This is a genomic window from Lihuaxuella thermophila (assembly GCF_900110165.1).
GTDB classification, from domain to species: Bacteria; Bacillota; Bacilli; order Thermoactinomycetales; family Thermoactinomycetaceae; genus Lihuaxuella; species Lihuaxuella thermophila.
In genome coordinates this window covers 1-11,919 of record NZ_FOCQ01000019.1, presented here as the reverse complement: position 1 = coordinate 11,919, position 11,919 = coordinate 1, and the positions used below count along the sequence as shown (strand labels likewise).

At 48.6% G+C, this 11,919-nt stretch carries 14 protein-coding genes and 1 rRNA gene; 7 read left to right on the top strand and 8 right to left on the bottom strand.

Annotation, left to right across the window (positions count from 1 at the left end; genetic code table 11):
• A complete protein-coding gene (locus BMW55_RS16980; RefSeq protein WP_089972472.1) occupies positions 1–282 on the top strand; it encodes a hypothetical protein in 282 nt (93 codons plus the stop codon).
• 46 nt (positions 283–328) lie between these two features.
• Here the strand turns inward: BMW55_RS16980 and BMW55_RS16975 are convergent, their stop codons facing one another.
• The gene (locus tag BMW55_RS16975) at positions 329–907 is read right to left on the bottom strand and encodes a DUF1802 family protein (RefSeq protein ID WP_089972468.1); all 579 of its coding nucleotides are present in this window, start codon (positions 905–907) and stop codon (positions 329–331) included.
• Positions 908–942: 35 nt separating this feature from the next.
• The gene (locus tag BMW55_RS16970; protein ID WP_089972465.1) at positions 943–1,647 is read right to left on the bottom strand and encodes a tetratricopeptide repeat protein; all 705 of its coding nucleotides are present in this window, start codon (positions 1,645–1,647) and stop codon (positions 943–945) included.
• Between the two features lie 230 nt (positions 1,648–1,877).
• Between BMW55_RS16970 and BMW55_RS16965 the strand changes: the two genes are divergently transcribed.
• From BMW55_RS16965 to BMW55_RS16955, 3 genes are read left to right on the top strand one after another with little or no spacing between them, the layout of a single operon-like run.
• Complete coding sequence (locus BMW55_RS16965; RefSeq protein WP_089972461.1) at positions 1,878–2,726, top strand: EamA family transporter; 849 nt, start codon at positions 1,878–1,880, stop codon at positions 2,724–2,726.
• 39 nt (positions 2,727–2,765) lie between these two features.
• A complete protein-coding gene (locus BMW55_RS16960; protein ID WP_089972458.1) occupies positions 2,766–3,197 on the top strand; it encodes a TlpA family protein disulfide reductase in 432 nt (143 codons plus the stop codon).
• 24 nt (positions 3,198–3,221) lie between these two features.
• A complete protein-coding gene (locus BMW55_RS16955; protein WP_089972455.1) occupies positions 3,222–4,004 on the top strand; it encodes an undecaprenyl-diphosphate phosphatase in 783 nt (260 codons plus the stop codon).
• Positions 4,005–4,389: 385 nt separating this feature from the next.
• Here the strand turns inward: BMW55_RS16955 and BMW55_RS19545 are convergent, their stop codons facing one another.
• A complete protein-coding gene (locus BMW55_RS19545) occupies positions 4,390–4,557 on the bottom strand; it encodes a hypothetical protein (protein ID WP_170839996.1) in 168 nt (55 codons plus the stop codon).
• A 256-nt stretch (positions 4,558–4,813) separates the two neighbouring features.
• On the opposite strand from BMW55_RS19545, the gene BMW55_RS16950 reads away from it, so the two are divergent.
• Together BMW55_RS16950 and BMW55_RS19540 are read left to right on the top strand one after the other, a co-directional pair.
• Positions 4,814–5,554, top strand: coding sequence for a MerR family transcriptional regulator (locus BMW55_RS16950; RefSeq protein WP_170839999.1), 741 nt, complete (start codon positions 4,814–4,816; stop codon positions 5,552–5,554).
• Between the two features lie 234 nt (positions 5,555–5,788).
• Positions 5,789–6,004: a hypothetical protein gene (locus BMW55_RS19540; protein ID WP_089972446.1), complete on the top strand. Its 216-nt coding sequence runs from the start codon at positions 5,789–5,791 to the stop codon at positions 6,002–6,004.
• 203 nt (positions 6,005–6,207) lie between these two features.
• Here BMW55_RS19540 and BMW55_RS16940 read toward each other — a convergent pair whose 3' ends face one another.
• Positions 6,208–6,621, bottom strand: a complete 414-nt coding sequence (locus tag BMW55_RS16940) for a VOC family protein (RefSeq protein WP_170839998.1) — start codon at positions 6,619–6,621, stop codon at positions 6,208–6,210.
• Between the two features lie 168 nt (positions 6,622–6,789).
• Between BMW55_RS16940 and BMW55_RS16935 the strand changes: the two genes are divergently transcribed.
• Positions 6,790–7,416 (top strand): DUF6630 family protein, encoded by a 627-nt coding sequence (locus BMW55_RS16935; protein ID WP_089972438.1) that lies wholly within the window; start codon positions 6,790–6,792, stop codon positions 7,414–7,416.
• 92 nt (positions 7,417–7,508) lie between these two features.
• Here BMW55_RS16935 and treR read toward each other — a convergent pair whose 3' ends face one another.
• From treR to BMW55_RS16915, 4 genes are all read right to left on the bottom strand, one after another.
• A complete protein-coding gene (gene treR, locus BMW55_RS16930) occupies positions 7,509–8,222 on the bottom strand; it encodes a trehalose operon repressor (protein ID WP_211663687.1) in 714 nt (237 codons plus the stop codon).
• Positions 8,223–8,253: 31 nt separating this feature from the next.
• Positions 8,254–9,933 carry an alpha,alpha-phosphotrehalase gene (gene treC, locus BMW55_RS16925; protein ID WP_089972431.1) on the bottom strand — a complete coding sequence of 560 codons (1,680 nt, stop codon included), beginning with the start codon at positions 9,931–9,933 and terminating at the stop codon, positions 8,254–8,256.
• A 15-nt stretch (positions 9,934–9,948) separates the two neighbouring features.
• Positions 9,949–11,526, bottom strand: a complete 1,578-nt coding sequence (locus BMW55_RS16920) for a PTS transporter subunit EIIC (protein ID WP_170839997.1) — start codon at positions 11,524–11,526, stop codon at positions 9,949–9,951.
• 320 nt (positions 11,527–11,846) lie between these two features.
• A 16S ribosomal RNA gene (locus BMW55_RS16915) occupies positions 11,847–11,919 on the bottom strand; the annotation flags it as partial.

The window sequence follows — 11,919 nt, the reverse complement described above, 5'->3', positions numbered from 1 at the left end:
ATGACTCAAGAGCAAAAACAGCTGGCTGCAATCATCCTTCATATGATCAAAGATATTTACAAAAGGACCGCCGAGCTGGAAAAGATGTTTCACTCCAACAGCATCCACATTCTGTCACGCCATTTTGATCCCTTCTCGGAAATGTTAAAGGTTTTGCGCATTCCGGAAGATCAATTCCCTCTTTTGCTGGATCTGATGAATCACTATATCGAAGACGAGATGACGTCGGATGAGCTGCTGTTGGAAATGGAAAGGCATATGAACTCAATCCCGTCAAAGTAAAAACCGAATGGACTCCCTTGAAGCGGGAGTCCATTCGGTTTTTTTCCTATTCTCCTTGCAACTTCTTTTTAATTTTTTGAACCTCTGCTGAAAATTCATCATCCGTGAGCACTGGCTCGCCCGGAAGACCTTGCAAGTGGTCCGGCAACTTCAACCATGATTTGCAGCCTGTATATTCTTCGCGGATTTCGATGTCCACAGGGGTATTCAACTTGTAAACCCGCACCAGGAGCAGATGAAGGGGCAATTTTTTCTTCCACTTCAACCGTTCCGAGGCAAAATTATTGGTCCAGATATGGTGCGGATATAAACGGTGCAAAGCCTCTTCATCCATCAATTCCACGTCTTCATAAAGCTTGGCATAATATTTGATCGTGGCTGTTTTTTGCTCGGGCGACCATCCGATCAGCGTCTTGGCGATCTCGCCCTGAAACTCCGGCTTTAACAGTTCCTCCTTTTGATGCTCATAAGCGGGATACAGGAAAAACTGGTCGCTTTGCACTTCAAAGTGGCGGGTTTCCTCATGAATCCCCCCCTTGCGCATCAAAAGAATTTGCTTGCCCTCTCCTAACGCCTCCACCGTAACCGCCCAATCTCTCAAGGCAATCGTTGTGGCCGTTTGCATGGTCCATCTCCTCCTGAGTCCATTTATTTGTTCACTTATTCACCGTCTTTGTAACGAACCGCTTCAACATAACGGTAAAACGCCTGCTCCGCATCACCGTCGGCCAGCAGGGCGTCCGCCTCTTGAATGCCCGCAGCGTCGGATGCCGCAGCATAAGGCAACATCTCTTTGAATTTGTCCACGGCTCGTGCCCAGTCTCCCTCTACAGCGTAAAAGAGGGCCCATTGATGGATAGCATAACAGAGCCCGGGTCCCACCAGGCTGACGGCATCGTGCCTGGGCATTCCGGCGAACCGCTCCTTCTCGCGTTCACAAATCGATTGGATGTAAGCATGCGCTGCTTCTTTTTTTCCTGCATGGTACTGATAGTAGGCCAGATAGACCTCCAGGTGAACACGGCTCATCATGTAGCCCATCGACTCGGGGTACTCTTTCAAAGCTTCCTTCATCAGCTCTTCCGCCCGTTCGAATTGTCCCCGTTCCGCATCGATCTCCGCCATCTCCACCAGGCTGCGCACATAAGCGAAGTGGTGGTTGGGGTTTTCTTTCGGGCCTTCCCCGGCGACGGAATCAAACAGCTGATAGGCCACATCCGCATATCCGGCACGCAAACAGGTGACTCCTATGAGCAAACGGTTGTTGGGATGGGAAAAGTCGTTAAAGGTCTCCTTGGGCAAACGGTAGCCGACCAGCTCCCATGCCGTATTTTTCAGTTCATTCAACAGATCCGGTTGTTGCATCATCTTTCCCCCATTTGGGCTTCCTGCTTCTCTTATTCTAACATGCCTGTGTCGCATCCACCGGTGTCAACTTTCCGAAAGCGATTGAAGTCGAATTGTACAAATAATTTGTCCGCATTCACATAAATATAAAAGTAACCCCGGACAACCAGCGGTAGACGAATACCAGGCATTCACGCTATCATAACTAAGTTGTCACACCTGGAAGCAGAAAGGATCGAAACAACTCCATGTGGTTTATCTTGGCCCTCTTCAGCTCGCTCACCTTCGGTTTGGCCGGGTTTATGATGAAAATCAGCTCCGCTGAACGGGGATCTACGGACCATCTGCTGTGGAGCCTCTATTTTTCCGGCACGCTCGGTTTTTTATGGTGGATGTTCCACACGGACGCGGCTGTTTTGAACATCCCCATCATGATCGCCGGAATCATGATCGGCTTTGGATCAGCCGTCGGAAACCTGCTGTTTATGAAAGCGTTGGAGTACGGGCCCGCCAGTTTAACCTCCCCGCTGGTAAACAGCAATATCGTCCTGACGATCGGTTTATCGATGTGGCTGTACGGAGAACGGCTGTCCCTCACGGAAGCGGCCGGTGTGCTCTTACTGGTGGTCGCCGTCTCCTTGCTGCCGATCGATCCGAATGAAAGTTTGCGCATCAAGGACATCCGCTGGTACGTGCTGGTCTTGTCGGCCACACTGCTTTTCTTCTTCCGCAACGGCGGCCTAAAAGTGACAGAGGAAATGCATCTGCCGAATGCGACCATTTTGTTTATCAGTTATCTGTTCGGCCTTCTCTGGTTTACGGTGGAGATTTTCAGGAAAAAAGAAACTCACCACCCGAGGGAAATTCGGATCGGAACGCTTTGGGGTCTGGGAGCGGGGCTTTTCTCCTTTGCCGGGATGCAGATCTACGCCATTGCCCTGGAAGACGGGCCGGGCAGCATCGTCGCTCCCATCTTCGCCACCAACAGCCTGGTGGTCGCCATCTTATCCATCCTGATTTATCGCGAACGACTTTCCCTGATGCAAATCATCTGCCTGATTTTGTTGTTTACCGGCCTCATTTCCATCCGCCTGTAAGCCTACCGGTGCAAACTGCCGCCTGAGGAGGATTGAACCTTGAAAGGAAGAAAAGCACCCATCTTTCATTTAACCGATTTAGAGGGACGATTGCATTCCCTGAGTGATTACCGGGGCAAGGTGGTATGGCTGGAATTTTGGGTCACCTGGTGCCCGGCCTGTCAGGAAACTTTGCCGAAAAAAGATTTGCTTTACCGTTCGCTGCAAAATCCCGGAGTTGTTTTTCTCACAGTAAATGTCACCGGCCGGGAAGCGGACCCGGAGAAAGTATGGGAAGTGATGAAGCAGACGGGATACGGTTTTCCCGTTTTGCGTGACAAGGGTCGCCAAACCTATGACGCATATGGTCTCACATCGGTTCCTGCCAGTGTTCTGATCAATGCACAGGGTGAAATTCACGGCATCTACGATGAAACAGTCCCATTGACTCATGTCATCGGGGAACTCGGAAAGCTTCTCTCGTCTGCTTAATTCCAGCAGACAGGATGGATGTGGATGAATTGGATTGAAGCGGCCATTCTCGGCATCATACAGGGCTTAACTGAATTTTTGCCCGTCAGCAGCACGGGCCATCTCTACTTGGGACGCCATTTGTTTGGATTGGATGAAGCCGGTCTCTTCCTGGACACCATGCTCCATTTGGGAACCCTGTTGGCGGTACTCACCGTGTACTGGCGGGAAATCCTCCAAATCATACGAAAGCCCTGGAGCCGGATCAGTTTGCTGGTGATCGCCGGCACGATCCCTACCGTAATCATCGGCTTGACCTTTAAAGATTATTTTGAAGAGATCTCAAAAACAGGCGTCACCATCGGCTGGGAGTTCCTGGCGACGGGTGTGATGTTGTGGGCAGCCGATGCCGTAAAACGGGAGGGAACCAAATCAGTAGAACAGATCCGCTACAGTGACGCCGTTTGGATCGGCATTTTTCAAGGAGCCGCCATCATGCCGGCTTTATCCCGTTCCGGCCTGACGATCGCTGCCGCCCTTTTCCGCAAAATCGACAAATCGGCGGCGGCCTATTTTTCCTTTTTGCTTTCGATTCCGTCAATCGCGGGTGCGGTTCTTCTGCAAGGAAAGAAGCTGGTCGAAGGCGGCCCGGAAATGCTGCCGCTCAGCTCGTTGTTAATCGGAACGGCCTTTTCCGCGGTATTCGGATATATTGCCGTCAAATGGATGATCTCGATCTTGCAAAAAGGTTCGCTGAAAGGCTTTGCCGTTTACGTTTGGATCTTGGGGGGGCTTGTACTCGGAGCCCAGTGGATGGGGGGTTTTTAAAGCATTTAGGGGGCGCCCCTCGTCCGACGGCCAACGGAAGTGCCTGTGGTACGTTCGCTTTCCTCTTGCCCGTTGAAATGGGGAGAATTGCCGCTCGCATTTCCAAAAACCTTATTTTTATTTATGAAGGGTCACGGTATTTTCCGTGACCCTTTCGTAATCTTCAGACCGATTCTTTTGTTTTAAGCGTGTACTGATAAATATTTGTTGCCTCTTCAAGCGGAAGGTGGTTCAACGAAATTTAGGAGGGATCTGCTTATCTATTTCTTGATGTATAAACAAAACTAACAACGGAAATACCCAAATAAATGATAAAGATTTTTTAACAGCAGCAACAATAAAATAAAGGATGGAAATGGGATGCAGACGGTGTCTGGTTAATTTTTCAGACATGCTCATCGTATAACCTCGCATAAAGTTCGATTTCCTTGCGGATCGAATCAGCTGTTTCTTCGGCTAATCCGGGAATTGCATGACTCGGATCGGTAACCCCCCAAAGCTTTTTCACCAAGCTTGAGAAGTTCTTTCTTGGGCTGAAATAACCGATCTCCATGGCCATCCTCTTTAATAACCGAGGCCCTTTTTTTGGAGCGAGTCTATCCGAACAATCCGGAAGAGAACATCAAAGAAGCATGAGATATCAACTATTCGACAAATCAGGTATTCTCAGGGATATCGCAAGGTTTGAGCGTATCGATATTAAGTGGTTATGTTTTTTGATTCCTGCCTAATTTTATAATTTTCTCTTGAACCTTACGTTACGTCATGTTGTACATTCAAATTGGCCACTCAAAAAGGAGGGTACCCAAGTGGCGAAACAAGTTTGGAAAGTGGGAGAGATAGCAAAACAGACTGGAATCACGGTACGAACGTTGCGGTACTATGATCAGTTGGGGCTGTTGAAGCCTACTGAACATACCGAAACAGGACATCGTCTTTACACTTATCAAGATCTTCTCCGGTTACAACAAATTTTATCGCTACGGCAGCTTGGATTTCCATTAGAGGAGATCAAGCAAATCCTTGAAAGTGGACAGCTCATTCCTCTAAAGCTCGTCCGCATGCATCGAGAGAGAGTAGAAGCGCAAATTCAGGAGCAACATGAGCTTTATCGACAACTGGCGAATTTAGAGCGTGTCCTTACGAGTCGACAAGAGCTGAGTGTAGAGCAACTCATTCATTTATTAGGAGCGATGAAGATGACAGAAAAGTACTTTAACGAAGAACAGATGGAATATCTGAAAAAAAGAAGAGAAATGTTGGGAGAAGAAACGATTCATTCGGCTGAGAATGAATGGCCTGAGCTGATTGCCAAAGTACGCGCAGAGATGGCAAAAGGGACTCCTCCCACTGACCCAACTGTTCTAGCTCTAGCGAAACGTTGGCATGAGTTAGTCCAAATGTTCACAGGTGGGGATCAAGGAATATTCCAATCTCTCCAAAAGCAATATCAAGAAAGTCCAGATGTTGCAGTGCAAACTTGCGGTGATCAAGAGTGTTTCCGATATGTTGGTGAAGCGATAAAACATCTAGGGTTAAAATGGTTTTAAAAACCTCAAAGTCAAAATCGATTTTTGATTTAAACAATGAACCTCCTCTGATTCATTCAGGGAGGTTTTCTTATGGGAATGCTCACAACACGAATGACTTGAGTTACATGACAGCTTATTAAGTTAATCATCCATTTACCGGATTGATGGCCCCGAAATCGACGGACTGCTCCCTCTGCGCGTAATAGGATGGTTTTAAATAATACAACCATAGAAAAGGATTGAGGTGAATATATGCGAAAAAATAAAAGCACTTTGTTTGACATTATTCAAGGCGAAGCCATTTACTTGGCCATCTTAACAGCCTTCGTTTATGTTTTATGCTATATCGTTGAAAGAAATAAACAAGGCTATTATCAGATCCCTTCTGCATACACTGAAATAAATTTAAACTTGTTAATTGAAAATGGATCTTTTTTGCAGCCGCAATTTTTTCATCCAATCGCTTAAATTGAGAAATGCTTACTTAATCCTCTCCTGATCAGGTATTTTCCTTGTAGCATAATCGAACGTAGCCACGATTTCCGATATGGTTTTCTCTATGTCTGATAGCTCATTTTTTGCCATTCTGTGACCCATGGAATCGATCACACTTCGCACGATTTTAGCCATGATGGACGGGAAGCACCCGGACTTGACAGTATGGATCAGGTTTAAATGGAAAAATACCGTGGGCTGTACACCACTTCCAACTTTAAGCGAAACGGGTCTTCAAAAAAGATAGCGTAATATTCGATTTCATCATGAAATTGTCCCGGTCCGCCATAGAGAATGGGGATTTTCCTTTGCAACAGGAAATGATGCAGCTGATCCACGTCCCCTTTCTTTTCCACATGAAAAGCCAGATGATTCAGCCCCGGCCTCTTTCTGTGAAATCCGGCACCTTTAAAAGCATCTTCACACTCCACCAAACAGAGCTTAAATCGCTGGTTATTGTACAGACACCAGGCGGGTTGATGGGCTTCCTTGACGAAGCCGAGTACCTCCATCACCGGATCGTAGAACGACATCGCTTTCTGCAAGTCGGCCACATTGTAGTCAAGATGGGAAAAGCTGACTTGAATCATCTCTCCTCCTCCGATCCGCTCGTCATCTATATTTCCGAGTTCAAGCAAAAATACAGCTTGCTCTCCGTTCGCACTTTCCATATAATCAATAATAGAACATTTGTTCGTGAATTTGAGGTGAACAGCAGGAAATAGACCGACGCCATTCAGACCGACGGAGGGATTTTTATGAGGTACAATCCTGAAAAATTAATTGAGCTCACCCGTTGTCTGTTGCCTGAAGACCCCAGCTTGGTGGAGGAAGTCCGGTTTAGCATACAAAATCCCCGCGTCTATTTGCAATATTACAAACAAAAGCGGAGCGACTGGAAGGAATTTCGCCGGCCGACCAACCATCTTCCCTGGCTTGCCTTGATCAACGGTTTGCATGACCGCAACCTGATCTTCGAATTTTCCGATTTCGATATCTGTGATGATCTGCCCACACCGAAAGAACCGCGTCACCCGATCCGCGCCAAACGCCGGGCATGGGTGATCAAAGAGGGGCGCTGGTCTGCCGAATATGCCTGGGAGCAGGAAAAACATCCGTCCACAGCCTTGAAAGAGCTGTTTATCGAGGTGGCCGCCGTGTACCTGGACAAATTGGGATATGTGTTATGCGAGCTGGTCCCTTCCTATCATCTATTCACCCTGACGATTATGGAAAAGGAGACAGCCGATCAATGCAAAGAGCTCGCCCGGGAGTCCGGCTTCGGCATGCTCAACATCCTGCCCCACCCGGCCAAACCCGTCCTTCCGCCCTGCCCTGCTCATCCGGCAAATGATCCCGGCTTCAGATGCTCGCTGTTTTCCTAGGGGATGAAAAGCAGCATGGTTCCCGGGATCAATCATCAACTATGAACGAACGACTCCCTGGGATTTTAAGTTGACTTCATCCTGAACACATGCTAATGCCGGCGGGCAAAGTCGACGAAGCGGAATTTGTCCGGTCGATGGCGTGATTCGGTATATTGGAACAAGGTGTTGTCATCCAAATAGACGTAGTTGCGCACCACCACGATCATGGGAAAATCCCGCCAGTCAAGGTAACGGCGGTCCTCTGCCGAAGGTTCTTCAACGGTGATCACTTTTTTCGCAAAGCTGATCTTGTTTTCCAGGCGCGGTTCCAAATATTCGTAGATGGAATCCTCACAGATTTCCCTGGTTAACGGGGGGATCGCATGCTTGAGGAAATGATCTTTATCGAGAATGATTTTTTCTCCGCCGATTTCGCGCACGCGGACCACTTTCCAGATGGGTTCCGAGGTTGAAGTGTTCAGTTGCCTGGCTACATAAGGTTCCGGGTCCGTCAAGTCAAGCGAGAGGACATGGGTTTTGGATTCTTTATCCATTTTCCTTGCCAGTTCTTTGAAACTGACCAAACCGGAAACGGGAAAATCAAGTTTATGCACATGGAGAACAAAAGAGCCTTTTCCCTTAATCTTATGAATATAGCCGTTTTGAGAGAGGAGATGGAGGGCCTTGCGAACCGTCTCCCGCGAAGTTCCGTATATTTTTGCCAGTTCATTTTCCGACGGGAGCTTGGTCTCGGGCAAAAGCCGGCCCTCCTCAATTTGTTTTACAAGATCATGATAGATCGTCAGATAGATGTTATCCATGATCGTCTCCTCTCCGGATGAAACGGGATTCTTCCTATTTCGTCAGGCGGTACACAATCGATTCGTAGGGTCTCAACTTCAGCCGGGTCAAGTTCTTGGGCGCATCCTCGTAGTTGGAAATCAATACCTCGGTATGCCAACCGTCCGTCTCTACCGTGTCAGGCAGGATAAATGACGTTTCATGGCGGCGGAAGTTGTTCACGACCAGCAGTTTCTCCCGGTCACTGCTGCGAAGATAGGCGAATACATCCGGATGATCTTCCGCCAGCAGCTCAAAATTTCCCGTTGTGATGATCTCATGTGTTTTGCGCAGACGAACCAATTCCTTGTAATGATAAAAGATTGATTGAGGATCGGCAAGGGCTTTCCTGACATTGATGTCCTTAAAGTTGGGGGCCGGGTCAATCCATGGCTTACCCGTGGTAAACCCGCCGTTTGGGGAATCATCCCACTGCATCGGCGTTCGGGAATTATCCCGCGATTTCTGGCGGATGATGTTCATTCTTTCCTGTTCGCTTAAGCCGCGCTCTCCGAGGATTCGGTACATATTGAGCGTTTCCACATCGCGGTAATCGTCGATCGATGTAAAGTCGGGGTTGGTCATTCCGATTTCCTCACCCTGATAGATAAAAGGCGTTCCCTGCATCATGTGAATGGCCGTGGCGAGCATTTTGGCCGATTCCCTGTGATAGGTCCCGTCATCACCGTAGCGGGAGACGACTCTGGGCTGGTCATGGTTGCACCAAAACAGGGCATTCCAGCCTCCGCCTTTGTTCATCCCCGTCTGCCAGGAGGCCAGAATTTTTTTTAAGGCGAGAAAATCAAATTCCCCGACTGCCCACTTTTCACCGTTCGGATAATCGACCTTTAAATGATGGAAATTAAACACCATATTCAATTCCCGGCTGTCGGGATTCGTATACCGCACGCACTGGGGAATGGTGGTCGAGGACATCTCCCCCACGGTCATGATGTCGTATCGGGAAAACACCTCTTCGTTCATTTCCCGTAGAAATTCATGAATCCGTGGCCCGTCCGTGTAAAATCTCCGCCCGTCTCCCGGCGGCACGGACGGGTCGTCATCAGGAAATCGCTGATCTTTGGAAATCAGGTTGATCACATCAAGCCGAAATCCATCCACCCCTTTATCCAGCCACCAGCGCATCATCTCGTACACTTTTTGCCGGACCCGGACATTCTCCCAGTTGAGGTCGGCCTGTGTCACATCAAAGAGATGCAGGTAATATTGACCTGTTTTTTCATCATATTGCCAGGCGGAACCGCCAAATTTGGATTGCCAGTTGTTCGGCTCCCGGCCTTCTTTGCCATCTTTCCAGATATAGAAATCGCGGTATGGGCTGTCCTTGGAGGAACGGGCTTGTTGAAACCACTCATGCTCCGTTGATGTATGGTTGACCACCATATCCAGGATCACTTTCAATCCGCGGGCATGGGCTTGTGCAAGCAGCTCCTCAAAATCTTGCATCGTCCCATACGGTTCATGGATGGAAAAGTAATCGCTGATATCGTAGCCGTGATCTCGCTGCGGGGAACGATAGATCGGGGTGAGCCAGAGGACGTCCACCCCGAGTTCCTTCAAGTAATCCAGCTTTTCAATGATTCCGCGGAGATCGCCCACGCCATCCCCCGTGGCATCATAAAAGCTTTTCGGATAGATTTGATAAACAACCGCTTTTCTCCACCAATCCGTCAATGTTTCTCCCCCATCCTACATTAGTTCCTCTATTTCTGCCTTGATGACGGAAGATTTGGTTCCGAATACGGCTTGAACCCCGTCGTTCAGCTTGATGACACCGGACGCACCCAATCGTTTCAATTCGGCCTCATCCACTTTTCCGGTCTCTTTGACACCTACCCGCAATCTGGAGATACAGGCATCCAACTTTGTGATGTTTTCGGCGCCTCCGAGTGCTGCCAGGATTTTGGCCGCCCGGCTGTCCTGCTCGCTCTCTTTGGATTCTGCGGATGGAGCCAGGCCTTTTTTGCTGCGATACTCTTCTTTGGTATACAGCTTTGTTTCCTGATCTTCGTCCTCGCGTCCCGGTGTTTTCAGATCCATTTTTACGATCAATAGTTTAAACACAAAGTAATAAATGACGGAAAAGACCAGACCCAAACCAAGGATGACCATCCATGCGTTTGAATGGTTCGGCAATACGTTGAAGAGAACAAAATCGATCAAACCGGACCCTCCGGCAAAACCGGCATGGTATCCGAGAGCGTTCACGAGACCAAAAGCAAGAGCGGTCAAAACGACATGCACCCCGTACAACACAGGGGCCACAAAAAGAAACGTGAACTCAAGAGGTTCGGTAATTCCGGTGAGCAATGCAGTGATCCCGGCAGCAATCAAGAGCGACTTCGCGGCCTTTTTCTTGCTCGCTTTGGCGGTGCGGTACATGGCGAGAGCCGCAGCCGGGAGCCCGAACATCACCGGAATAAATTTCCCTGCGATATACTGGCCGCCTGTAATGGAGACAGCACTATTTTTCAATTTGTCAATCACCTGGGCGATGTAAACATTCTGGTCACCGACAACGCGAGCGCCATCCACCGTCACGTAAGTCCCGCCGATTTCCGTAAACAACAGGGGTGTATTGTAGATATGATGCAGTCCGAACGGAATCAGCAGTTTTTCGATGCCGCCATACAAACCGACGATCAAAGGGTTGGTGTTTTTAGCCACAAAATCACCGAGAGCCAGCACGCCTTTGCTGATCTGCGGCCAGATGAAAAACAGAGCAACTGCGGCAATGATTGCACCAAAGGAAGCGACAATCGGCACAAGGCGCTCCCCGCTGAAGAGCGAAATGACATCGGGCAGCTCCACTTTGTGAAACTTGTTATACAGATAAGCGGTCAAAAAGCCGATCAAAATTCCGCCAAACACACCTGTCTGCATGGTTTCTATGCCCAGCTCGGTTCCGAGCATCCGCTCGTTCAGCCGGATTCCCGTGATGTCGATCAATGCCCCGATGACGGTATGCATAATAAAAAACGCAATCAACGCGGAAAAACCGGCCATGCCCCGGCCTGTCCACGTAATGGCAATGGCAACGGCAAAGAGAACCGGGAGGTTATTAAAAACGGCCTGCCCCGCCCGTTGCATGAGTTCGCCGGTCACCTGCCATCCGTGTCCGCTGAGAAAGGGAACCACTTCATGCACACTCGGGTTCAAAAGAACTCCGCCGAGCCCCATCAAGATGGATACCAGCGGAAGAATCAGAACAACGGCCATCATGGACCGGCCGATCCGCTGAAAGAAGTCAAACGAGATTTTCCCCATCGTAAGTTCACTCCTCTGTTTCTTTATTATTCTCTTGATACATGGGAAACAATTGCATAAGAATGATGGCTTGAGCAAACCTGTATATACAGGCTGAAAGGCAAAAATAAAAAACGAAAGCCTTTTCATTTTCTCCTGCATTTTAACCTGTATATACAGGTTTGTCAACGAACTAGATTTTTACAAAAACTGCCATAAACGCAATAAAAAAAGACCTGGCTGTGAAAGCCAGATCTTCCGCATTCCCTGAAAACTAAAGAGTGAGTAGCATCACGACCTGAGAAGAGAATTCGTTTGTTGTATCCGAAGATACTCCGTAGAAAGGAGGTGATCCATCCCCACCTTCCGGTAGGGATACCTTGTTACGACTTCACCCCAATCATTTGCCCCACC